The following is a 22,423-nucleotide window of genomic DNA, read 5'->3' on the forward strand; positions in this document are numbered from 1 at the left end:
GGGAATACTAGTTGATGTGGTCCAACCACATGGCTTACAGTGTGGTTAGACCACAGTGGTAGGACCACAGAATTTCAAGGGAGAACCGCATGACCGACACCCTCGATCCGAAGATCACCGCCGCCCCCGCCAATGCTGGCAGCGACGAAACCGTCAGCCGGCCGCCGCAGCCGACGCCCGCCGTCGTGCAACCTCCGGCACTGAAGCGGCGCATACCCAAAGTTGCCGATCTGGCTCCTTTGATGCAGTTCAAGAAGCCCGAATTCAGCAAAGCCGCCCGCCTCAAACGGGCGAGCACCATCTGGGAACTGCGCGACATCGCGAAGCGTCGCACCCCACAAGCACCTTTCGACTACACGGACGGCGCCGCGGAGGAAGAAATCACGCTGCGCAGGGCACGCCAGGCGTTCCAGGACATCGAATTCCGCCCCGGGATCCTTCGCGATGTTTCCAGGATTGACCTCCGCACCGACATTTTGGGGAAGGAATCGCGCCTCCCCTTCGGCATCGCGCCCACCGGATTCACCCGCATGATGCAGTCCGAAGGTGAATACGCTGGCTCGCAGGCCGCAGAAGCTGCCGGCATCCCCTACACGCTTTCCACGATGGGCACAGCATCGATCGAAGACGTCGCAACGGCTGCTCCGAACGGCCGCAACTGGTTCCAGCTGTACTTGTGGACAGACCGTGACCGTTCCCTCGAATTGATCGAGCGGGCCGCCAAAGCAGGCAACGATACCCTCATGGTGACCGTGGATACCGCCGTAGCGGGGGCTCGTTTGAGGGATGTCCGCAACGGCATGACCATCCCGCCGGCCCTGACGCTCAAGACGGTCCTGGATGCGTCCTACCGACCCGCCTGGTGGTTCAACTTCCTGACCCACGAGCCGCTGACGTTCGCCTCGCTCTCGCGCTACACCGGAACCGTGGCGGACCTCATCAACTCAATGTTCGATCCCACCCTGACCTATGAGGACCTGGACTGGCTGCGCGAAACCTGGAAGGGCAAGCTCGTGGTCAAGGGCATCCAGACCGTTGAGGACGCCCGTAAAGTGGTGGACCACGGCGCTGACGGCATAGTCCTGTCCAACCATGGCGGCCGCCAACTGGACCGTGCACCCATCCCGTTCCGCCTGCTTCCCGAGGTCACTTCGGCGCTGAAGGCTGACAACAGCAAGGCTGCCGTCATGCTGGACACAGGCATCATGAGCGGCGCCGACATCGTGGCAGCCCTGGCTTTGGGGGCGGACTTTGCCTTGATCGGCCGGGCTTACCTCTACGGCCTCATGGCCGGCGGACGCGAAGGCGTGGACCGCACTATCCAGATCCTCGAGAAGGACATGACCCGCACCATGGCGCTCCTGGGCGTCAGCAAGGTATCGGAACTGAACCCGGATCACGTGCGGCTGCTCCAGCGCTAACCCATGTAGGTAGCAATAGTGCGCGTTTTGAACGTTCAAAACGCGCACTATTGCGACTCAGTTGGGTAATGGACGCTAGATCAGGCCCTGAGCCAGCATTGCGTCGGCTACTTTTACGAAACCGCCGATATTGGCGCCCACCACATAGTTGCCGGGCGAACCATATTCTTCGGCGGTTGCTGCGCAACGGTCGTGGATGCCCACCATGATCTCGGTAAGCCGCTGTTCCGTGTGCTCGAATGACCACGAATCACGGCTGGCGTTCTGCTGCATTTCCAACGCGGATGTAGCAACACCTCCGGCGTTGGCGGCTTTACCCGGACCGAACAGAACGCCCGCCTCCTGGAACACTGCCACTGCCGAGCGCGTGGAGGGCATGTTGGCTCCCTCGGCCACCGCGATCAGGCCGTTGCTGACCAACTTCGCGGCAGCATCGCCGTCGAGCTCGTTTTGGGTGGCGCAAGGCAGTGCGACCGTGCCGTTCACGTCCCACACCGAGCCACCCGCTACGTAGCTGGATCCAGGCCGTCGAAGCGCGTATTCAGTAAGCCGGGCGCGCTCCACTTCCTTGATCCGGCGCAGGAGCTCGACGTCGATTCCCGCCTCGTCCACGATGTAACCGGCGGAGTCGGAGCAGGCCACCACTGTTGCACCGAGAGACTGCGCTTTGGCAATCGCATTGATGGCCACGTTTCCGGAACCGGACACCACAACACGCTGACCGTCAAAGGAGGCGCCACGGCTCTTGAGCATCCCCTGGGCAAAGATCACTGTGCCGTAGCCGGTGGCTTCCGGCCGGACCAACGAGCCACCCCAGGAAATCCCCTTGCCGGTGAGGACCCCGGATTCGTAACGGTTGGTGATGCGCTTGTACTGGCCGAAGAGGAAGCCGATTTCGCGTCCGCCCACGCCAATATCGCCGGCAGGGACGTCGGTGTACTCACCGATATGACGGTATAGCTCAGTCATGAACGACTGGCAGAACCGCATGATTTCGGCATCCGAGCGTCCGCGCGGATCGAAGTCGGAACCGCCCTTGCCCCCGCCGATCGGCATGCCTGTGAGGGCATTCTTGAAGATCTGCTCAAAGCCGAGAAACTTGACGATGCCCAGATAGACGGAAGGGTGGAACCGCAGCCCACCTTTGTAGGGACCAAGCGCCGAGTTGAACTCCACACGGAAACCCCGGTTTACGTGGACGCAGCCAGAGTCGTCGGTCCACGGTACGCGGAAGATGATCTGCCGTTCGGGTTCGCAGAGACGCTCCAACACGGCACCCTCCAAAAATTCCGGATGCCGGTCGTGAACGGGCCCCAGGCTTTCGAAGACCTCGGTGACAGCCTGGTGGAACTCCTTCTCGCCGGGATTCCGCGCCAACACGGTGTTCCTGACAGCTTCGAGCCTCGAATCCATGCGTCTTCCTATCCCTCAGTGCGCCGGCCAGCGGCGAGACGATACAGTCCCGCTCATGGTTGCACCAACGGAGGTAGGATCTCCATCCGATGGGATTGTGACCATCGGCCCGGAGTTAACTCAACCGTAGAAAAACCCCGTAAACGCAAGGAACCTTGACCTTAACGAAACCTCACAAGGTGTTGAAGATCACGTTAGATTGATCCGGGCGTAGCCCACTAGCGCTTGCGACCGAATTTCGGGAGGTTGGGAAGGTTCGGGAGGTTGGCCAGCAGGTCCGCCGCTTTAGTGGCAGCGCGGCCAACAGTCCGGCCAATCTGCTGCGGGACAGTATCGTCCGATGCCAGATCCAACGAGACGGGCATCCCATCTGAGTGGACTTTTACGGCCTTGCTTACGGCCTCGGCACGAGTTGCAACGAGATCCGGCGCAGTCTCGGCGGGTTGCACAACCGACGCTGCGGCGCCCACGCCAGCGGGAGCCACCGTTTGCGGCGCTGCTTCCACGGAAGGTGCGACGGCGGCAGTAGCCGAGGGTCCGACGTCGAAGGTTTCCAGCCAGGTGGCCACACCGGCCAGCGGCTTCGGGTTCAGCGCGTAGTAGCGCTTCTGCCCCTGGGCGCGCATGCTGACGAGGTCAGCCTCGCGGAGCACCTTCAGATGCTTGGAGATAGTGGGCTGGCTTGCAGCCAGTTCTTCCACCAGTTCGCCTACAGCTTTATCCCCAGAGCGGAGTGAAACCAGGATGTCGCGCCTGGTTGCCTCAGCTATGACGGCAAATACGTCGTCAGTCACCATGCCTCCCACCCTAGCGACATATACGCCAAATGGCATCCCTGTTTCGCGCCGCGACGGCGCTGGATCGTTGACCCTTTCCAGAGCCAATGCTAAAACGGATTCACGGTCCGTCCGGGCTTCGAGGCCCCGGCCGCCAAAAGCACGGGGTGCGGGGCAATGACTGATTTCCTTCGGCGGCAAATCTTCAACATCATCGCCGGTGTGTTCCTTGCCGTATTCGTCTTCGTGTGGAGTGCAGTGCTCCTTCGGGTCGGCACCTGGGTTCCGACAGGTGATCTGACGGCCCCTGAGCTGAACGGAGCCCTCGTTACCGCGGCGGGCGTCCTTGCCACGTCCCTGAGTTCGCTAACGGCGTCCGCACTGGGGTTCACCATTTCGGAGGTTAAGCGGGACAGCGCGAACGCTGGCGAATCCAGTCCCCTTGTCAGCCCGGCGGAGGTTGCCCTGCGGTTATCGGGACGGGTGATCTTTGCCATCATGGTTTACATCACCATGGGCTTGCTGGTCCTGGTGCTCTGGCTGTTCAAGGGCCAAGCGTCCACGGACCTCATCGGAGCATTTGCGTTGTCCTTGCTGGGCTGGCTCGTGGGTGCGGCGGGCGTGGTCTTCCAGACGGAGAAATCAGAACCATAGGTGGTGGGTCAAGACCGGCTAGTCGAACCAGGGATCCAGCCCGTACAAAGGGAAGATCTCCTTGCGCGTGGCAATGACGGTCCGGTCCACCTCGTCCGCGGGGTCGTAGCCAACTTCCCAGGAACGCCACCAGACATCCACGTCATCGCTCATCGACTCCGGAGCCCACACGCCGTAAGCCTCCCTGACATAGTTGCGCCAGGCTTCTGGCACGGGCGTGCTCAACGGCACCGGCCGCTGCGTCACCATTCCGATCAGATGGCTCCAAGCACGTGGCACAACACCCGTAACGTCGTAGCCGCCCCCGCCTGTGGCCACCCACCGGTTATCGCAATACCTCGCGGCGAGGCTGGCGACGGCGCTGGCCGCCTCCCGCTGACCGTCCACGCTGAGGTTGAGGTGCGTCAATGGATCCAGGCGGTGCGAATCACAGCCGTGCTGGCTGACAATCACCTCGGGATTGAAGGCTCCAACCAGCTGCGGTACCACCGCATGAAAGGCGCGAAGCCACGCGGCATCTCCCGTGAACGCCGGTAACGCGACATTGACAGCCGTGCCGTGCGCATCCGGGCCGCCGGTTTCATTGGCGAAACCCGTTCCCGGAAAGAGGGTAAGTCCGGACTCATGCAGGGAAATTGTCATGACGCGGGGGTCATTCCAAAAAATGCTTTGCGTTCCATCGCCGTGGTGGGCGTCGACGTCGATGCTGACTATGCGGCTCACACCGCCGTCCAGAAGCCGCTGGATGGCAATGGCGACGTCGTTGTAGACGCAAAAGCCGCTGGCGCGGTCACGTGCCGCGTGGTGCATTCCACCACTGAAATTTACTGCGCGAATGGCTTTGCCGGACAGGATCGATTCCGCGGCCAACAAAGAACCACCGGCCAGCCGGGCGCTGGCCTCATGCATGCCTGCAAAGGCGGGATCGTCTTCCGTACCCAGTCCGCGGTCTTCTTCGGGTTGGGTCGGGTCCTCGCTGACGCGGCGCACGGCCTCCACATAGTCGGCGCTATGCACCGAGCAAAGTTCGACGTCGGTGGCCACGTCCGGCGACTCCACCGCCACATGGCTGTGGTTGAAAAGACCAAGGGATTCTGCGAGCCTCGCGGTTAACTCCAGCCGCTGCGGGGCCATAGGATGGCTGGGACCAAAGTTGTAAGCAGTCATGGCTGGATCCCACACCACCGTCGTTGGCAGTGCGGATCGCGTAATGCTGGAAGCAGTTGTTCCAAGCCTGGAGTTCATCCAGAACAGGCTACCTGAGGCCGCGGGGCTGTACCGCCCGGTTACGCCGCAGGAATAGTGGTTTACTACTCAGGAAAGCATGTTCAACCGAGGAAGAACCCATGTCTCAAAGCCAGTCGCGCTCCGCGAGCCCGGCCCACTGGCAACCCGGCCAGCAGGAACGTGAAGGTCTGTGGATTTTCACACGTGCGCGCGACTTCATTGACAACATCGCCAACACGTCCCCGGCCCGTCTGGCCCTGGTCGCTTTCGCCTCCGTGATCCTGCTCTTCACAGGCTTGTTGTCCTTGCCGTTCTCCTCGGCTTCGGGCGAGCCTACTCCTCTGCACCAGGCCATGTTCACGGCAGTTTCCAGTGTCTGCGTGACGGGCCTGACCGTGGTTTCCACCGCTACCCACTGGTCCTTCCTTGGCCAGCTCATTATTTTGGTGGGCATCTTTGTGGGCGGCCTTGGCACGTTGACCTTGGCTTCGCTGTTGGCCCTCATGGTCAGCAAGCGGCTTGGTGTCCGCGGCAAGCTCATCGCCCAGGAAGCCATGAACAACGCCGGCAGACTTGGTGAAGTGGGTACGCTGCTCCGCATCGTCATCGTGACCTCGGTGGTGATCGAGGGCGCACTCGCCTTGGCCCTGATCCCCCGCTTCATGCTTCTCGGCGAGCCATTCTTGCAGTCGGTATGGCACGGGGTCTTCTACTCGATCTCCTCCTTCAACAATGCCGGATTTACGCCGCACTCAGACGGAATCGTCCCCTACGAGACCGACCTCTGGATCCTTATTCCACTCATGCTGGGCGTGTTCCTTGGCAGCCTCGGCTTCCCGGTAGTGATGGTTCTGCAACAGAACGGCCTGAACTGGAAGAAGTGGAACCTCCACACCAAGCTCACCATCCAGGTGTCCTTCATCCTGCTCCTGGCCGGCACGGTCCTGTGGGCGCTCATGGAATGGGACAACGTGCGGACAATCGCGCATATGGACCTTGGCGACAAGCTCATCCATTCCCTCTTTGCATCAGTGATGACGCGCTCAGGCGGGTTCAACCTGGTGGACCAAAACCACATGGAATCCACCACCATGCTGCTCACCGATGCCCTCATGTTTGCCGGCGGCGGCTCAGCGTCCACAGCGGGCGGCATCAAGGTGACTACTATCGCGGTCATGTTCCTCGCCATCGTTGCCGAGGCCCGTGGCGATGCCGATGTTAAAGTCTACGGACGCACGATTCCCCAAGGCACCATGCGGGTGGCCATCTCGGTGATTGTTGCCGGTGCCACCCTTGTATCGGTCGCGGCATTCCTGCTGCTCTCCATCAGCGGGGCGACACTGGACAGGGTGCTCTTTGAAACCATCTCCGCCTTTGCCACAGTGGGACTGAGCACCAACCTCAGCGCCGAGCTGCCGCCGTCGGGCGTTTACGTCCTGACCGCACTAATGTTCGCAGGCCGTGTGGGCACCGTAACCCTCGCTGCCGGCTTGGCCCTGCGCCAGCGCAGCCAGCTGTACCACTACCCGGAAGAGAGGCCAATCATTGGCTAGTACCACTGGGGCGGCCAACCGTCCCGCCCACAACGCACCAGTGCTGGTCATTGGCCTTGGCCGATTCGGGTCGGCCACGGCCGAGCAATTGGTCAAGCAGGGCCGGGAAGTCCTGGCGATTGAACGTGACCGCACGCTCGTCCAGAAATGGGCGCCCGTGCTCACCCACGTGGTGGAGGCGGACGCCACCAACATCGATGCCTTGCGCCAGCTGGGGGCCCAGGAATTCAGTTCCGCCGTGGTAGGCGTGGGCACGTCCATCGAGTCCTCGGTGCTCATCACAGTGAACCTTGTGGACCTGGGCATCCAACACCTCTGGGTCAAGGCGATCACCCCATCCCACGGCAAGATCCTCAGCCGGATCGGCGCAAACCACGTGATCTACCCGGAAGCCGACGCAGGCGTGCGTGCCGCGCACCTGGTGTCAGGGCGCATGCTTGACTTCATCGAGTTCGACGACGACTACGCAATCGTGAAGATGTATCCGCCCAAGGAAACTGTGGGCTTCACCTTGGAGGAATCCAAGGTGCGGTCCAAATACGGCGTGACGATCGTCGGCGTGAAGACCCCGGGAGAGGACTTCACGTATGCGCGGCCGGAAACCAAGGTGTCCGGACACGACATGCTGATCGTGTCCGGACACGTCGATCTCTTGGAGCGCTTCGCAGCGCGGCCGTAGCATTCCTGGGCCCACGACCGCATGGTTCCCTGGCCGAGCTTGCGAGGTTAGGGAGCGGTTGGGGACTAGCCCAGCTGCTTGGTGATCTCGGCCGCGCGCGTAGCAGCCGCACGGGCTCCCTCAGCGATGATCCTGGGGATCCCGCCGTCGTCGAATGCTGCGATCGCCCGCTCGGTGGTGCCGTTGGGACTGGTTACGGCAACGCGAAGTGCAGTGGGGTCCGCACCTGGCTCCGCCAGCATGAAACCGGCGCCCGCCACCGTTTCGCGGGCAAGCATGACCGACAGTTCGGCGTCCAACCCCAGCTCGACACCAGCGGCGGCCATGGCCTCGGCCAAATAGAACGCGTAGGCGGGACCGGATCCACTGATCGCGGACAAGGCGTCCACTTGTTCCTCGGGCACCTCCACAACCTTGCCGGCACCTGCCAGCGCTGCCTTCACCTTCTCCAACTGTTCCGGCGTGCAGTGCGTCCCGGGCGAGACGGAAACGACGCCGCGACCCAGCTTTGCGGGTGTGTTCGGCATGGTGCGGATCACCGGCTGCCCCTCCGGGAGGGCGGCCTCAATCTGCGCGATGGAAACCGCAGCGGCCACGCTCACAACGACGGTGTCCTTAGCGAGTGCCGGGCTGATTTCCCGTGCGAGTTCCGTGATGCCAACTGGTTTGACCCCAAGGATGACGATGCGGGAACCCTTGGTGGCAAGCTTGTTGTTGTCCGGTTCTTCCTCGCCAGCGATCGCCATAACGCCGTACCGCTGCGCAAGCTCTTCTGCACGCTCGGCACGTCGGACAGTGGCGACGACATCGGATGGGTCGGTCCCGGCGGCAAGGAGACCGGCCAGAATTGCCTCGTTCATGGATCCACAGCCAAGGAATGCGATTCGGTTGCTCATTGCACCATCATGGCAGTTTGCCCATGGAGGGGTCGAACGCTGTCCGGATTCACAGCTTGTTCCCAAGAATATTGCAGGCAGCACCCAACCTTGGTCCGTAACTTAGTAGTTACCTCATTGAGGGTGCGAGTGATGAGGCGGGCATGGGGATGTCCGCCAACAGCACCGGTGGCCGGGGCGGGTTTTCCCCCATTTCCCGATTCGGCCGCCGGTGCTTTCGCATTTAATTGCGTTGGTTTCTAATTATCGTGTGACCGCACCAGCGGGATGCTGAGGTGCTGCCGTGCGAAACGAAGCGTCTCCGCCAACATTTCCTCGCGCTCACCCGCCACTTTGGCCTTGCGGGTTGAAATCTCCGCCACCACAACACCACTGAAGCCGTTGGAAGCAAGGTGTTGGAGGGCGTCCGCGCATTGCTGCGTCCCCGTGCCCGGCACCAGGTGCTCGTCTTTCCCGGAACCTGAACCATCCGTGAGGTGAACGTGGCGGAGTTTGCTGCCCAGTGCCTGGATTGCTTCCAAACTGTTTGCCCCCGCGGTTGCCGCATGCGAGAAGTCCCACGTGACGTCGTCGTAATCCTGTCCCAAGGGATCCCAGTGCGGCAGGTAGGCAACAGCCTCCCGTCCACGGACGCGCCACGGGTACATGTTCTCCACCGCGATGTGCACTTCGTACATCGCAGCGATCTCCCGAACACCTGCAGCGAAGTTCTCGGCGTAGTTCGACTGCCAGCGGAACGGCGGATGGACCACCACGGTGTCGCAGCCGACCTCCCTGGCCATCTGGCAGGACTTCTCGATCTTGTTCCATGCAGCTCCCCAGACTTGCTGGGTGAGCAGCAATGTGGGCGCGTGAATGGAGACGATCTGTTGGTGGTAACGATGGCTCAGCTGGATGAGGGCGTCAGGATTCTGGCTCACGGCGTTGTTGGTGACCATGACCTCAACGCCTTCATAACCAAGGTCCTGGGCCACCGCGAAAGCATCATGGACGCTCAGCGGATAAACGGAGGCACTGGACAGCGCCACCGGGATGTGGCGGTTATTTGCAAAGGGCTCGACGTCGGCGCTCATCTCAGGAAGCCAGCCCGCCTGCCACAGGGGCGGGAATTGGTGCAGGGGCAGGGTTGTTCACCGGCACGGGGAACTCCTCAAACGTGGATTGGGGCTCGACGTTGTCCGTCTTCTTGTCGCCTTCCTTGACTGCTTTTTTCTTGGACTTGTCCTTCTTGCGCTTTCCGACGTGCGGCGCGGGATCCACGGCATCATCGAAGACCAACTGGTCCAGGCGTCGAAGGATCAGCCCTTCCCGCAAAGCCCACGGACAGATTTCCATCTTAGGGAATTCGAAGAGCTCCAACGCGGCCTCCGCCACCAAAGCCCCGGCCAACAATTGGCGGGCACGCGCATCTGAAACACCCGGGAGGTATAGGCGGTCCTCAACTTTCATGGCGGATATGCGCTGGGCCCACAGACCAAGATCGGCGGCGTGGAGTTCCCGTTTCACATAGGGACCGGCCCCGCTGGGGGCAGCACCAGCGATCCGCGCAAGGGAGCGGAACGTCTTGGAGGTACCCGCCACCAGGTTGGCCCGGCCAAGCTCGTGAAAATTGCGGACAACAGGTTTGAGCGTCGAGCGGATGTACCGCCTCAACTCCTTGACGCTCTTGGCGCTGGGTGGATCTTCATGGAGCCAATCCCGCGTCAGCCTGCTGGCTCCCAACGGAACGGAGGTAGCCAATTCCGGGAGTTCGTCCGTGCCGTAGGCCATTTCGAAGGATCCTCCTCCAATGTCCAGATCCAGGATCGGGCCGGCACCCCAGCCATACCAACGACGAACGGCGAAGAAGGTCATTGACGCTTCTTCGCTTCCAGTGAGCTCCTGGAGAGTCACCGTGGTCTCGTGTTTGACCCGGGCCAGGACCTCGGCACCGTTGGTTGCCTCACGGATAGCCGAGGTGCAAAACGCGAGCAAATCCTCGGCCTTGTGGCGTGCTGCGAACTCCCATGCCTCCAGGACGAACTCAATCAGCTCAGTCTGGCCAGCATCGTTGATGTTGCCATCACCGTCGAGGTATTGGACCAGGGAAAGTGGCCGTTTGTGGGAGGCAAAAGCCACTGGGCGGGCGCCGGGATGGGCGTCCACGAGCAGCAGGTGGACGGTGTTTGAACCGATATCGAGAACGCCAAGACGCATTCTGCCATTATTCACTGATTCGAAGCCGGGGAAGCAACTTGGCGTCCACGTTTCGCTGACAGGCAGACGTCCCGTGCCCAGGATGCCAGCTATTCCGTTGGCTCCCCTACTTCGTCTGCCCGTTTGAAGTCGCGGCGGATGTTGGCGATCCCCTCAGGATCGATTTCGAAGCCATATTCGCTTCCGGGGTTGATGACCATGCCCAGTTCGTCGCCGATGTTGCCGAGGATCGCCGAGCCCATGGTGCCCAGAATGTGCGGGGCCGCTTCCAGGAAACGCTCGTCCACGCGGCTCGGGTGGCTGAACACCGCCAGAACGGGCTGTCCATCGGCGTTCGAAAGGACCAATGGCTCTACGGCAGAATCCGGTCCGTCCACTGCTTCGGAACTGATGAGGTAGACCTCGTTGTTCAGGAACGCAAGGATTACGTCTACCGGGTTGGCGTCCGGCTGTTCAGCCAAGGCGAGCTTCGCTTCGAGGTCGTTCAAGGGTCCGTTGTCCGGTGAAGCCGTCTGTTCAGCCAAGGCGAGCTTCGCTTCGAGGTCGTTCAAGGGTCCGTTGTCCGGTGAAGCCGTCTGTTCAGTCATGGTTCTACTCGACCACGATGCCGTCCGGGACGCAATTCGCTTGCTTCCCGGACGGCACCCTGCCTTGTTGTGGCATTACTTTTTGGCGGCGGCTTTTTTGGCTGGCGCCTTGCGCGTAGTCGTCCGCTTGACGGGGCCCTTGGCCCGCTTCTCGGCAAGAAGTTCGACGGCGCGTTCCCGGGTCAGCTCCTCAAGCGAAGTTGAGCGCGGAACCGTGATGTTCGTGACGCCGTCAGTGATGTACGGACCGAAACGGCCCTCCTTCACCACGATGTTCTTCTCCGACACGGGGTCCGGACCGAACTCGGCCAGAGGCGGCACGGCGGCCCGGGCACCACGCTGCTTGGGCTGGGAGTAGATCTCCAAGGCCTGTTCCAGGGTGATGGTGAAGATTTCTTCTTCGGACCCGATTGAACGGGAGTCCGTACCCTTCTTCAGGTAAGGTCCGAACCGGCCGTTCTGGACGGTGATGACATTTCCTTCAGCGTCCTCGCCAAGCACCCGGGGCAGGCTCATGAGCTGCAGGGCCTCATCCAGGGTAACGCTGTCCACGGTCATGGACTTGAACAGCGAACCTGTGCGTGGCTTGGCTTTCACCGGCTTCTTTGGAGGCTTGGGCTTGCCGTTCTTGTAGTACTCAACGGGCTGGTTTGCCAGCTGCTCCTCGGTCATCTCGGGGATGATCTCGGTGACGTAGGCGCCGTATCGGCCGTTCTTGGCAACCACGGTATGGCCCGTGTGTGGATCGGTTCCCAGGACACGTTCCTCGGGAGCGGCAGTTTCCATGAGCTCGATTGCCTTGGCGGCTGTCAACTCGTCCGGAGCGAGTTCCTCCGGGACGTTGGCCCGTGCGGACTCCACCACTTCACCGGTCTTCTCATCAACGGTGGGGATGCTGCTTTCCAGGTAGGGGCCGAACTTACCCACACGCAAGGTGATGCCCTCTGCTATGGGCACGGAGTTGATCTCGCGGGCGTCAATCTCGCCGAGGTTGTTCACGATGCTCAACAGCCCGGGATCAGCGTCTTCACCATAGTAGAAGTGCTTCAGCCACGCTGCGCCCGCGGCTTGGCCGTTGGCGATTTTATCCAAATCGCCTTCCATGTCGGCGGTGAATTCATAGTCGACGTAATCCGTGAAGTGCTGCTCAAGCAAGCGAATCACCGAGAAAGCGATCCAGCTGGGAACCAGAGCAGAACCTTGTTTCCGTACATAGCCGCGATCCTGGATGGTGGAAATCGTGGAGGCATAGGTCGACGGACGGCCGATGCCCTTCTTTTCCAGCTCAGCAGTCAGCGAGGCTTCCGTGTAGCGCGGAGGCGGTGAAGTCTCGTGGCCCACTGCCACGATGTCCGAGGCCTTCAGGGAGTCATCCTTGGCCACGTTGGGCAGACGGCGCGCTTCATCGGAGTCTTCATCTCCGCGGCTCTCGTCCTTGCCCTCCTCATATGCGGCGAGGAAGCCGGGGAAGGTGATGACGGTACCCGAGGCAGAGAATTCAGCGTCTCGTCCGTCAGCTGCCACGGCACCCAGCCGGATGGTGGCTGTGGAGCCCTTGGCGTCGGCCATCTGGGACGCGACCGTGCGCTTCCAAATGAGCTCGTACAAGCGGAATTCGTCTCCACTGAGCTGTTTGGCCACCTGCGCGGGCGTGCGGAAGGAGTCACCTGCGGGGCGGATGGCCTCGTGGGCCTCTTGCGCATTTGCAGCTTTGTTGGCGTACACGCGTGGGCTTTGGGGAACGTACTCGGGGCCGTAGAGCTCCGCGGCCTGGCGCCGGGCTGCCGTGACAGCTTCATCGCTCAAGGCGGAGGAGTCCGTACGCATATAAGTGATGTAGCCGTTTTCGTACAGGCGCTGGGCAACCTGCATGGTGCTCTTCGAGGAGAAGCGGAGCTTTCGTCCGGCTTCCTGCTGCAGCGTGGAGGTGGTGAACGGTGCGGCAGGACGGCGCGTGTACGGCTTGGTATCTACAGAACGGACGCGGAAATCGGCGTTCTGCAGACCTGCGGCCAATGATGTTGCGAGTTCCTCGTTGAGGTGAACCACGTTGGAGGATGTGAGCTGGCCATTGTCGTTAAAGTCACGGCCACTGGCCACCTTGGAACCGTCCACCGCGGCAAGCTTTGCCTTGAAAGATCCCGAGTCGGCTCCGAACTGTCCGGTCAGGTCCCAGTAGGAAGCGGCCCGGAAAGCCATGCGTTCGCGTTCGCGGTCAACCACCATGCGGGTAACCACGGACTGCACACGTCCCGCGGAAAGCCCCCTGGCGACCTTGCGCCACAGAACCGGAGAGATTTCATAGCCATAGAGCCGGTCCAGGATGCGCCGGGTCTCCTGGGCATCAACCAGGGCGGTATCGACGTCCCGCAGGTTATCCATGGCACGGTGAATCGCTTCCTTGGTGATTTCACCGAAAGTCATGCGATACACGGGAACTTTGGGTTTAAGGACCTCAAGCAGGTGCCACGCGATGGCTTCGCCCTCGCGGTCCCCATCGGTTGCGAGATAGAGCGCGTCAGCGTCTTTCAGCTGGGCCTTGAGCTCGGCGACCTTCTTCTTCTTGTCCGGGGATACGACGTAATACGGCTTGAAGTCGTTTTCGATGTCCACGGCGAACTTACCCAGCGAAGTCTTCTTGAGTTCTGCAGGGAGGTCCGATGGCTGCGGGAGATCCCGGATATGGCCGATGGAAGCCTCGACGATGAAGCCCTCGCCAAGATACTTGGCGATGGTCTTGCTCTTGGCCGGAGACTCCACGATCACGAGTTTCTTGCCGGTTTTTGCCTTGCTGGGCACGGTGCTCCTACAGAAAAAATGTGTAATTGGGCTGGTGCCCATATTGGCCTAGTTCACCATAGATTGCAGAATCCTGCGTTCTGGCGCGGAAATCCGAAGGGCTGGCCGGGCCCCTAGTGCCCAGGTGCCATGCGGTCATCCGGCATCATTGACCACAGAGTAGCAACACGCTCGGCACCTTGCGGAATCTGGGTAGGGTCTTCCAGTTCGTACTCCCGCAGGACCTCCCGGATCCGTTCAGAAAGCTCTTTGCGCTGCTGGTTGGTCAAGTACAGCAAATTGCTCGCCAGCACCACCGACGCCGGCTCTTCCGCCGCTTCGCCACGTTGCCTGCGTTCTCCCCGGGCCTTGGCAAAAGCCGAAGCCCTGCGCCGGAAGGCATCCAGCTCAAGATCGACCACTGCGATCTCCGGGCTGGCCACGCTGCCGCCTGAAATCCTGAAGTCCGTTCCAGCAGCCTTCCAACGGCGTTCCCTTGCGTCACCCGCATTTTCCGCCGGAGCAACGATCCCCCATTTCTGGAGCGCACGGAGGTGGTAGCTCATGGCACTGGGCGTCAGGCCGGTACGGGCCGCGAGCTCAGTAGCCGTGTGGCTTACCTGTGTTGCGTAGAGCTCGGAGATGACCTCGAGACGGGCGGCGTGCGCCAATGCACGGATAGCCTTGGGATCGGTTATCTCAACCGTTTTCTCGGCCCTCTTGCGCCGGGGGGCATCGCCTGACGCCTGGGATGTCTCGTTGTTCGCAATCACTTCATCAGTGTAAGCAGGGTCACTTACCGGGGAGTTGCTACCGAGCGGGCGCGGCGGCCGTGCACCGTTCATACGGACGCCTCTTGCGTAGACGCTTCCTGCGAATCCGGGAGGAGGAACCCGTCCAGGACGAGATTCCGCACTTCGGCAAGAAGCCCTTCGCGGAAGGATCCTGAATTGAAGTCGTCTGCGCCTCCCAGAAGTGCTTCCAGGGCTCCGGCAATCTGCCGTACGGATAATTCGCCATCACAAGCAGACACAAAGCCCGCCAGTTCTGTGCTGAGCAGGTTTGTTCGACGAAGGCCTGCCCCCTGCCGGAGCAGGATCACGCCTGGATGCACAGCCCCGGGACGCTGATGGCGCTCTTCGGTGACGTCCTCGGCCACAACAAGGTGTGCTTCCGGCAAAGTACTGCCGGCAAGCCAGTCGGCGCGCTCCACTGCCGCTCCGAGATGGGGACCGATAGGTTGCTCAATGGGGTAAGTAATTTCCTCAAACCGGCTGATGCGTGCCTCGTTTGACGTTTGCGGGCGGCGTAGCCAGATCATGCCAAAGCCGATTCCTTCAACATCCCTCGATGCGAAGTCGTCGAGGTACGCGGCGTACGACTTCTGATAATGGCCGCGGTCCCGGTTCTCAGAGGCGTCCTGGAGCCAGGTCTCTGCGTACTGCTCCGGGTTCAGCTGCTCACGTTGAATGAACCAAACGTCCAGGCCGGAACCTTTGAGCCATGAGGAAGGCCTGTCATGCCATGGTGTCCCTTCGCGGATCTCCCAGTTGCCGAGCATTTGGGCTGTGCCGCCGGGTTCAAGGACGCCCGCCAGAGACCGCGCCAACGAGGCGACGATCTCGTCACCGGGCAGACCGCCGTCGCGGTATGTAAATTGATCAGCCCTGGACTCCCCAGCGCTACGCGGGGTAATGACAAAGGGCGGGTTGGAGACGACGAGGCCGAAACGTTCCCCTGCCACGGGTTCCAGGAGCGAGCCCAGGCGCAGGCTGACGCGGGCTTCCAGGTTGTTCGGATCCAGGTCCAGTTCTGGAGCGTTGAGGAGCAGGTTAAAACGAGTGAAGGCGAGCGCCCTTTCAGAAATGTCCGTCGCCGTTACGTGTTCGCAGTGATGCAGCAAGTGGAACGTCTGGATGCCGCAGCCTGTCCCGAGGTCCAGGGCACGGTGCGTGTGCTGCCTGATGGTTGTTTGGACCAAGGTTGTTGATGCCCGTCCTATCCCCAGCACGTGATCGTGCCTCAGGACCCCCGCTTGTTGGTGGGCAGCGAGATCGCTGGCTACCCAGAGCTCCGCTCCCCCGCTGCCGTCTGCATTGGCCTCCCAGCCATAGGGACGCAGATCCACCTTGGCCGTGGCAACGCCAGCTTCGAGGGTGATCAGTCCGAGCCGGGCGAGGCCTTGGGCGCCGATAGTGGGGAGCGCAAGGTCAACGTCGGACTGGGGCTGTGGGACGGCAAGCAACCACAGCCGCACTATGACGGACAGCGCCCGGGTGGTTTCCACTCCGCTCTTGGACAAGCGTTCGCTCACCAACAACGCTGGAATTATCTGGTCCCTGTTCAGTGCGGCATAGGCGGATTCCCCCAGAAGTTCCGCCACGCCGTCGACCGTGTATGAGATGGCGCGAAGGTCAGAGGCGAGAGACGCCAGGAGCTCAGGATGGTCGCTGCGCGGAGCACCGTCAGTATTGCCTTCGGTAATTATTTCGGGGGTTTGAGTCACATTGCAAGTCTATGGGGGGCTGCTTCATGGCAGCGGTCCGTGGTTTGGGCTATGTGGACAAAACCTTGCTGTGGGACCCGGTAGCGTGGAAGCATGCTCAACCTCTCCTCCACAAGGCGTCGCGCAGGCCTTGTTGTCATTGCTGCCGGGACGCTACTGGCGGCCTCAGCCTGCCAGGGTCCGGTCAGCGTCGAACATGCCGATGTACCGGCATGGAAAGACAAAATTCTTCCCTCAGCCAACACCGTGACGATGGAGGATTCCGGCAAGATCCTGAACCGGGACCCGCTGGTCAAGGAGTCACCGAGCGTTCCCGCCGGGAATTACACACTGACGATGGCCTGCGATGGAGGAGGAAAGGTGTTCTTCGCCGTTTCTTCCGGTGGAAAGCAAATTGCCGATGCGGGAGCCGCCTGCAATGGCAGCCTCGAAGTGGCGAAGATCAAAGTCCCCGCCACCGCCGCCCTCACTATCTCCACGAGTAGCGTGGATGCCCCGCTGATTTTTGCTTACCAGCTGGTGCCCGCCGCTAATTAACCCCCTTCCGGCAGCACTATGGTGCGCTTCCAGGCCAGCGTAAAGTCAACGTATGGGCAGCAAGGTGGCTGGCTCCGTTGTGTCCAGACGGCTGGCAAGTGCCGCCGTCGGGCTCTTGCTCGTTCTGGGTGGCGCGCTGACGGCGTGCGAGTACACCTATGACGATGGCGGCCGTGCGGATTCCAGCCCCACAGACACTAGCGGCAGCAATGTCGTGCTTCCTCCTGACCCAGCCTTGGAGCAAACCGTTACGGGTGAGGCACTGAAGGAGTGGGCCAAAGCGGCTTTGCCGGAATCGCAGGGGCAGTCGTTCTATTCGAGCAGCGGCTTCCTGAATTCCGGCGAGTCCAGAACCGAGCAGACTGTGCAGTTGCCGGGCGGAACTTACGCCGTGACGCTGGCGTGCCGCGGCACTCGCCGCGTCTCATTCGCAGTCAGCGTAGGCGAGACGGATTTGGTTGACCTGACCTTGGGATGCGCCAATGCCCGGGTGAGCGTGGTGCAGTTGGAAAAAGACGCCATCCTGGCCATCACAGTGGGCGCCAGATCAGACGCGAACTTCGCGTACCGGGTCAGCAGGCTCTGACGGGGGTTGGCGCTCAGGCGGCTTCGCAGCCTTCGGGGCAGCGAAGGGTTTCAGGACTTGAGGCACATTCTGCACAGTAGAGAGTCAGCGTCCGGCAGCTCAGGTTGGAGCAGTTCTCGAACTTGTTGGTGGGAGCGGCACAGCGAACGCATTCGCCTATGGTCTTTGCTTCGTCGCTGAACTCTACGTGCATGCGTTTGTCGAAAACGTAGAGCGAGCCCTCCCAGAGTCCCTTGTCCTTGAAGGTTTCGCCATAGCGAACAATGCCACCATCGAGCTGGTACACCTCTTTGAAACCGCGGTTGACCATCAAGCTTGAAAGCACCTCGCAGCGAATGCCGCCCGTGCAGTAAGTGACAATGGGCTTGTCCTTGAGGGCGTCATACTTGCCGGACTCGAGTGCCTTGATGAAGTCATGCGTAGTGGCGACGTCCGGAACGATGGCGTCCTTGAATTTGCCGATCTGCGCCTCGAAGGCGTTGCGGCCATCGAAGAACACCACGTCTTCCCCGTCCGCTTTCTTTGCGTCCACCAGGGAGTGAAGTTCCTCAGGCTGGAGATGCTTGCCTCCGCCCACTACGCCCTTTTCGTCGACCTTCAGCTCGCCGGGAGCTCCGAAGGAAACTATTTCGTCGCGGACCTTAACGCTCAGGCGTGGGAAATCGGCAGCCCCGCCCTCGGACCACTTGAAGTCGATGTCGTGGAAGCCCTTGTATTCGCGCGTGGTTTTCACGTACTGCTTCATGTTGTTAAGCTCGCCGCCAACCGTCGCGTTAATACCGTCCTTGGAGATCAGGATCCGGCCGGTGAGCCCCAGTTTCTCGCAGAGGGCACGCTGCCACAGACGCACGGCGTCGGGGTCGGCGATCGGGGTAAAGCCATAGAAAAGCACAATTCGGTTTAAAGCCACTATTAAAGGGTACTGGGTGTACTAAAATCTGCGGTGCCCCGCTTACAGACGCACCGAGGACCCTGGGGAAACCAGACACGCTCCAGGCTTCGAAGTCACAATTTCATAAGCACGGATTCTTCCCCTGACCGGGCTCTGTTGCTTCCCGGGGCGCTGGCATAGTCTCTCTACATGAGTCCAGACGCCTTGGTTGAAGACATCGCGCACCTCTTGGAAGTCTGGGTGGCCGGCTGGTCCGGCTGCCGGGGCTACGAGTCACGTCAAGAGGGACGCTTTCCCGCCGCGCTGCGCGCCGATAAGACGGGTGACTGGGAGTATTTCGCCCACGATCCGTCCGATGCAGAGTTCGCCGACCTCGCCGCGAAGACCGCGGAAGCCGAGACACGGATTCTGACCGTGCTGACCAACGACGTCCAACGGTATAAGTACCTGGCCGAGCAGCACGGGCTGAACGTCACTTCCGCCTCACAGACAATGATGATCGTGGATATGGAGACCCAGGATTCCGAGGACCCCTGGCTCCCTGACGATGACCTCGAACTCGCTACCTCCGAAACCAACGGCGTCCATTATGCGGTGGTCCACTCGGGCGAGAACGTGGCCGCCAGCGGCCGCGTATTCGTAGTTAACGGCACCGCGGTTTTCGACAAGATCGTCACTGAGCCTCAATTCCAGCGCCGAGGCCTCGGGAGTTTCATCATGAAGGCCCTCGCCGCCCAAGCGTTCGAGCACGATGTCCAGAACGGACTTCTCTTGGCATCCTTGGACGGCCAAAAGCTCTACTCCCACCTTGGGTGGGACGTGGTGTGCCACGTTCTGATGATGTCCATCAGCAGCAACCAAGGTTCCGACCTCTCCGTAGCGTGAGAACGCTTGCTTAGCGGCCATCGTCGACGGCGGTCCCTTCGGGTGCCGCCGTTGGCGCCGCCGCAGAGTGACAGAATGATTTGGTGGCAGCACCGAATTCGTTGATCTCTCTGCTGGGCCGGACCCCGGACCCGGAGCAGCTGCGCCATGTCCACACGATCCCCGCCCGCAAGGCCGTCAACGAACCGTGGCCCGAATGGGTGCACCCGGACATCGTCCAGGCCTACGTCTCCCTGGGCATCCACGAACCGTACCGACACCAGGTCCAGGCCGCCAATCTTGCCCAGGCAGGCCAGCATGTGGTGATCGCAACGGGCACCGCTTCAGGGAAATCGCTCGCATATCAACTACCCGCACTGGACGCGATCCACCGCTCGGAGCTGCGGGTATTGTCCGAGCCTGGAAAGATCCACGACGACGGTGCCGTGACACTCTATTTGTCCCCCACCAAGGCACTGGCGGCGGACCAATTGGCGGCTATCCGTTCGCTGAAGCTCCCTACCGTTCGAGCAGAAACCTACGACGGCGACACGGACGTTGCGTCGCGCCGCTGGATCCGCGATCATGCCAATTTCATCCTGGCAAACCCGGACATGCTGCACTTTGGCATTCTGCCCAACCACACGTGGTGGGCACGGTTCTTCCGCAGGCTGCGCTATGTGATCGTGGATGAGGCGCATAGTTACCGGGGTGTTTTCGGCTCGCACGTAGCCAACCTCATGCGGCGCCTTCGCCGGATCTGTGCCTACTACGGCGCCGGGAGCTCCTTCCCTGAACCCGTATTCATCGCCGCTTCTGCCACTGCTTCCGAGCCCGCCGTCTCCTTCGGCCGGCTCATCGGTGCTCCGGTCAGGGAAGTTTCCGAAGACTGTTCTCCGCATGGCTCTACCACCGTGGCCTTCTGGGAGCCCGCCCTGACAGACGTCAAGGGCGAAAACGGAGCGAAGCAACGGCGGACTGCGGTGGCCGAAACAGCCGACATCCTGGCAAACCTTGTTTCCTCCCGGGTACGGACCATTGCCTTTATCAAGTCCCGGCGCGGAGCTGAATCGATTTCGTCCATCACCAAGCGGCTCCTGGACGAGGTGGATCCCAGCTTGCCCAGCCGCGTGGCGGCCTACCGTTCCGGATACCTGCCTGAAGAACGGCGTGCCTTGGAAAAAGCGTTGCGGTCCGGACAGCTGCTGGGGGTTTCCAGTACCTCTGCCTTGGAACTCGGCATCGACATCTCCGGGCTTGACGCGGTTTTGGTCGCCGGTTGGCCTGGGACCAGGGCCTCGCTCTTCCAGCAAATTGGACGCGCAGGAAGGGCTGGTCAGGACGCCATAGCGGCGTTCGTGGCGAGCGACGACCCCTTGGATACATACCTTGTGAACCATCCGGAAGCCATCTTCGATGTGTCGGTCGAGGCCACAGTCTTTGATCCGGGAAACCCGTACGTCCTGGGACCTCACTTGTGCGCGGCGGCAGCGGAGTTGCCTGTGGGTCCGGCTGAACTCGACCTCTTCGGGCCCACAGCTGAAAGCCTCCTTGACCGGCTGGTCCTGCAGGGATATCTCCGAAAACGCCCGGCCGGATGGTTCTGGACCCACCCGGAGAGCGCAGCCGGGATGGTAAATCTACGGGCCGACGGTGGTGGACCCGTGAGCATCGTCGACGCCGGGACAGGTTCCCTTTTGGGGACGATGGACTCACCGCAAACCCACTATCAGGCCCACACCGGTGCAATCTACGTCCACCAAGGGGACAGCTACCTGGTGGAGGAACTCAACGAGGCCGACCACTGCGTCATGGTGCGGCGCGTGAACCCTGATTTTTACACCACAGCACGGGATGTAACGCAGATCGAAGTCCTGGAAACCTTGCGCTCGGTCCAGTGGGGCGACATCACTGCGCACTTTGGGGACGTAAAGGTCACAACCCAAGTGGTTTCCTTCCAACGCAAGGCATTGATATCGAACGAGATTCTGGGCGAAGAGCCGCTCGATCTCGGGGCCAGGGATCTGTTTACCAAGGCGGTGTGGTTCGTTGTGGACAACAGGTCACTACATGGCGCCGGCCTGGTGGAAGCGCAGTTCCCCGGCGCTTTGCATGCGGCGGAACACGCGGCGATCGGTCTCCTTCCGTTGGTGGCCTCCAGTGATCGTTGGGACATTGGCGGCGTCTCCACCGCCCTGCATGCCGACACTGGGGTACCAACGATCTTCGTCTACGACGGGCACCCCGGTGGCGCCGGATTTGCCGAGCGCGGCTTTGAGAAGGCCAAGGTCTGGCTTACAGCCACCCGGGAAGCCATCAAGGCGTGCGAATGCGAAGCCGGCTGCCCGTCCTGTGTGCAGTCGCCAAAATGCGGCAACAAGAACAACCCACTGGACAAGGCAGCCGCCATCACACTTCTGGATGTCCTCCTGAAAGACGCCGTCTAGCCCGGGGCAGTCCCAACCAATACCGCCCCAGCTCCATTGGCTAAGGAGGCGGCCCAGCCCGCGCCCTGCCCGTGGCCCTGCCGAAGAGGAACGGTTGTTCCAGTTCCGTGGCGACCTCCACGACTTCGCCCCGGACGACGTCGCAGGCTGTCACTGTGGCGCCCTGCTGGCCTGCCACGCCGGCCGCCACGGCACATGGCTCACCCGAGGCTATTCCACGCGCAGCATCGGCCGCCGCGAGGGCTGCCAGGTCTGCTGCCGACGCAGCCCGCGACGCCATGACCCCCGCTTGGGCCAGAACTAGCAGCCCGCCAAGCAATGCCAGGACAGCGAACCCCAGTGTTAGCGCCAGAACCGTGCCGGATCCTTGCTCAGGGTGTGACCCTAAAGGAGGACGCTTCACGGTTCGCC

At 61.5% G+C, this 22,423-nt stretch carries 21 protein-coding genes; 9 read left to right on the forward strand and 12 right to left on the reverse strand.

Annotated elements, in window-relative coordinates:
- Positions 1-89 precede the first annotated feature (89 nt).
- Positions 90-1,421 (forward strand): alpha-hydroxy acid oxidase, encoded by a 1,332-nt coding sequence (locus LDN90_RS19955; protein WP_275963565.1) that lies wholly within the window; start codon positions 90-92, stop codon positions 1,419-1,421.
- A gap of 75 nt (positions 1,422-1,496) precedes the next feature.
- Here LDN90_RS19955 and gdhA read toward each other — a convergent pair whose 3' ends face one another.
- The gene (gene gdhA, locus LDN90_RS19960; RefSeq protein ID WP_223946832.1) at positions 1,497-2,834 is read right to left on the reverse strand and encodes an NADP-specific glutamate dehydrogenase; all 1,338 of its coding nucleotides are present in this window, start codon (positions 2,832-2,834) and stop codon (positions 1,497-1,499) included.
- Between the two features lie 218 nt (positions 2,835-3,052).
- Positions 3,053-3,631 (reverse strand): metalloregulator ArsR/SmtB family transcription factor, encoded by a 579-nt coding sequence (locus LDN90_RS19965; protein WP_216927046.1) that lies wholly within the window; start codon positions 3,629-3,631, stop codon positions 3,053-3,055.
- A 156-nt stretch (positions 3,632-3,787) separates the two neighbouring features.
- On the opposite strand from LDN90_RS19965, the gene LDN90_RS19970 reads away from it, so the two are divergent.
- Positions 3,788-4,264, forward strand: coding sequence for a hypothetical protein (locus LDN90_RS19970; protein WP_216927045.1), 477 nt, complete (start codon positions 3,788-3,790; stop codon positions 4,262-4,264).
- Between the two features lie 18 nt (positions 4,265-4,282).
- Here LDN90_RS19970 and LDN90_RS19975 read toward each other — a convergent pair whose 3' ends face one another.
- Complete coding sequence (locus LDN90_RS19975; protein ID WP_223946833.1) at positions 4,283-5,431, reverse strand: acetoin utilization protein AcuC; 1,149 nt, start codon at positions 5,429-5,431, stop codon at positions 4,283-4,285.
- Here LDN90_RS19975 and LDN90_RS19980 point away from each other — a divergent pair.
- Genes LDN90_RS19980 through LDN90_RS19990 form a run of 3 tightly spaced genes read left to right on the forward strand, consistent with a single transcriptional unit; the run spans position 5,430 to position 7,723 of the window.
- On the forward strand, positions 5,430-5,567 hold the full coding sequence (locus LDN90_RS19980; protein WP_223946834.1) for a hypothetical protein: 138 nt from the start codon (positions 5,430-5,432) through the stop codon (positions 5,565-5,567). The two genes, LDN90_RS19975 and LDN90_RS19980, sit on opposite strands and share 2 nt — an antisense overlap.
- A 43-nt stretch (positions 5,568-5,610) precedes the next feature.
- A complete protein-coding gene (locus LDN90_RS19985) occupies positions 5,611-7,044 on the forward strand; it encodes a potassium transporter TrkG (protein ID WP_216927043.1) in 1,434 nt (477 codons plus the stop codon).
- Entirely contained in the window at positions 7,037-7,723 is a 687-nt protein-coding gene (locus tag LDN90_RS19990) for a TrkA family potassium uptake protein (RefSeq protein ID WP_223934424.1), read from the forward strand. The genes LDN90_RS19985 and LDN90_RS19990 overlap by 8 nt, the downstream gene beginning before the upstream one ends.
- 65 nt (positions 7,724-7,788) lie before the next feature.
- On the opposite strand, the gene proC is transcribed toward LDN90_RS19990, so the two are convergent.
- The 7 genes from proC to LDN90_RS20025 form a co-directional block, all read right to left on the reverse strand.
- The gene (gene proC / locus LDN90_RS19995; RefSeq protein ID WP_223946835.1) at positions 7,789-8,619 is read right to left on the reverse strand and encodes a pyrroline-5-carboxylate reductase; all 831 of its coding nucleotides are present in this window, start codon (positions 8,617-8,619) and stop codon (positions 7,789-7,791) included.
- 239 nt (positions 8,620-8,858) lie between these two features.
- Complete coding sequence (locus tag LDN90_RS20000; RefSeq protein WP_223946836.1) at positions 8,859-9,692, reverse strand: sugar phosphate isomerase/epimerase; 834 nt, start codon at positions 9,690-9,692, stop codon at positions 8,859-8,861.
- 1 nt (position 9,693) lies between these two features.
- Positions 9,694-10,815 (reverse strand): Ppx/GppA phosphatase family protein, encoded by a 1,122-nt coding sequence (locus LDN90_RS20005; RefSeq protein ID WP_223946837.1) that lies wholly within the window; start codon positions 10,813-10,815, stop codon positions 9,694-9,696.
- A gap of 89 nt (positions 10,816-10,904) precedes the next feature.
- Positions 10,905-11,339, reverse strand: coding sequence for an SseB family protein (locus LDN90_RS20010; RefSeq protein WP_223949340.1), 435 nt, complete (start codon positions 11,337-11,339; stop codon positions 10,905-10,907).
- 138 nt (positions 11,340-11,477) lie between these two features.
- A complete protein-coding gene (gene topA / locus LDN90_RS20015) occupies positions 11,478-14,201 on the reverse strand; it encodes a type I DNA topoisomerase (protein WP_223946838.1) in 2,724 nt (907 codons plus the stop codon).
- A gap of 113 nt (positions 14,202-14,314) precedes the next feature.
- Positions 14,315-15,025: a helix-turn-helix domain-containing protein gene (locus LDN90_RS20020; RefSeq protein WP_346346991.1), complete on the reverse strand. Its 711-nt coding sequence runs from the start codon at positions 15,023-15,025 to the stop codon at positions 14,315-14,317.
- Positions 15,022-16,686, reverse strand: a complete 1,665-nt coding sequence (locus LDN90_RS20025; protein WP_223946840.1) for a methyltransferase — start codon at positions 16,684-16,686, stop codon at positions 15,022-15,024. The genes LDN90_RS20020 and LDN90_RS20025 overlap by 4 nt, the downstream gene beginning before the upstream one ends.
- Before the next feature lie 93 nt (positions 16,687-16,779).
- On the opposite strand from LDN90_RS20025, the gene LDN90_RS20030 reads away from it, so the two are divergent.
- Both LDN90_RS20030 and LDN90_RS20035 read left to right on the forward strand, forming a co-directional pair.
- Positions 16,780-17,223, forward strand: a complete 444-nt coding sequence (locus LDN90_RS20030; protein ID WP_223946841.1) for a hypothetical protein — start codon at positions 16,780-16,782, stop codon at positions 17,221-17,223.
- A 52-nt stretch (positions 17,224-17,275) separates the two neighbouring features.
- Positions 17,276-17,809, forward strand: coding sequence for a DUF6023 family protein (locus tag LDN90_RS20035; protein WP_216927034.1), 534 nt, complete (start codon positions 17,276-17,278; stop codon positions 17,807-17,809).
- Between the two features lie 13 nt (positions 17,810-17,822).
- On the opposite strand, the gene LDN90_RS20040 is transcribed toward LDN90_RS20035, so the two are convergent.
- Positions 17,823-18,719, reverse strand: coding sequence for a rhodanese-related sulfurtransferase (locus tag LDN90_RS20040; protein WP_223946842.1), 897 nt, complete (start codon positions 18,717-18,719; stop codon positions 17,823-17,825).
- 171 nt (positions 18,720-18,890) lie between these two features.
- Here LDN90_RS20040 and LDN90_RS20045 point away from each other — a divergent pair, with 171 nt between their 5' ends.
- Together LDN90_RS20045 and LDN90_RS20050 are read left to right on the forward strand one after the other, a co-directional pair.
- Complete coding sequence (locus tag LDN90_RS20045) at positions 18,891-19,586, forward strand: GNAT family N-acetyltransferase (RefSeq protein WP_216927032.1); 696 nt, start codon at positions 18,891-18,893, stop codon at positions 19,584-19,586.
- Between the two features lie 83 nt (positions 19,587-19,669).
- On the forward strand, positions 19,670-22,012 hold the full coding sequence (locus LDN90_RS20050; protein ID WP_223946843.1) for a DEAD/DEAH box helicase: 2,343 nt from the start codon (positions 19,670-19,672) through the stop codon (positions 22,010-22,012).
- A 40-nt stretch (positions 22,013-22,052) separates the two neighbouring features.
- Here LDN90_RS20050 and LDN90_RS20055 read toward each other — a convergent pair whose 3' ends face one another.
- Positions 22,053-22,415, reverse strand: a complete 363-nt coding sequence (locus tag LDN90_RS20055; protein ID WP_216927030.1) for an Rv3654c family TadE-like protein — start codon at positions 22,413-22,415, stop codon at positions 22,053-22,055.
- Between the last annotated feature and the right edge of the window lie 8 nt (positions 22,416-22,423).

This window comes from Arthrobacter sp. NtRootA1 (assembly GCF_019976975.1).
Lineage (GTDB): Bacteria > Actinomycetota > Actinomycetes > Actinomycetales > Micrococcaceae > Arthrobacter > Arthrobacter aromaticivorans.

Bases quoted from the DNA above. Each gene is read 5' to 3' on its own strand.
- LDN90_RS19955 (WP_275963565.1), top strand. From the start codon at position 90: ATGACCGACACCCTCGATCCGAAGATCACCGCCGCCCCCGCCAATGCT.
- gdhA (WP_223946832.1), bottom strand. From the start codon at position 2,834: ATGGATTCGAGGCTCGAAGCTGTCAGGAACACCGTGTTGGCGCGGAAT.
- LDN90_RS19965 (WP_216927046.1), bottom strand. From the start codon at position 3,631: ATGGTGACTGACGACGTATTTGCCGTCATAGCTGAGGCAACCAGGCGC.
- LDN90_RS19970 (WP_216927045.1), top strand. From the start codon at position 3,788: ATGACTGATTTCCTTCGGCGGCAAATCTTCAACATCATCGCCGGTGTG.
- LDN90_RS19980 (WP_223946834.1), top strand. From the start codon at position 5,430: ATGGCTGGATCCCACACCACCGTCGTTGGCAGTGCGGATCGCGTAATG.
- LDN90_RS19975 (WP_223946833.1), bottom strand. From the start codon at position 5,431: ATGACTGCTTACAACTTTGGTCCCAGCCATCCTATGGCCCCGCAGCGG.
- LDN90_RS19985 (WP_216927043.1), top strand. From the start codon at position 5,611: ATGTCTCAAAGCCAGTCGCGCTCCGCGAGCCCGGCCCACTGGCAACCC.
- proC (WP_223946835.1), bottom strand. From the start codon at position 8,619: ATGAGCAACCGAATCGCATTCCTTGGCTGTGGATCCATGAACGAGGCA.
- LDN90_RS20000 (WP_223946836.1), bottom strand. From the start codon at position 9,692: ATGAGCGCCGACGTCGAGCCCTTTGCAAATAACCGCCACATCCCGGTG.
- LDN90_RS20005 (WP_223946837.1), bottom strand. From the start codon at position 10,815: ATGCGTCTTGGCGTTCTCGATATCGGTTCAAACACCGTCCACCTGCTG.
- LDN90_RS20020 (WP_346346991.1), bottom strand. From the start codon at position 15,025: ATGAACGGTGCACGGCCGCCGCGCCCGCTCGGTAGCAACTCCCCGGTA.
- LDN90_RS20030 (WP_223946841.1), top strand. From the start codon at position 16,780: ATGCTCAACCTCTCCTCCACAAGGCGTCGCGCAGGCCTTGTTGTCATT.
- LDN90_RS20035 (WP_216927034.1), top strand. From the start codon at position 17,276: ATGGGCAGCAAGGTGGCTGGCTCCGTTGTGTCCAGACGGCTGGCAAGT.
- LDN90_RS20045 (WP_216927032.1), top strand. From the start codon at position 18,891: ATGAGTCCAGACGCCTTGGTTGAAGACATCGCGCACCTCTTGGAAGTC.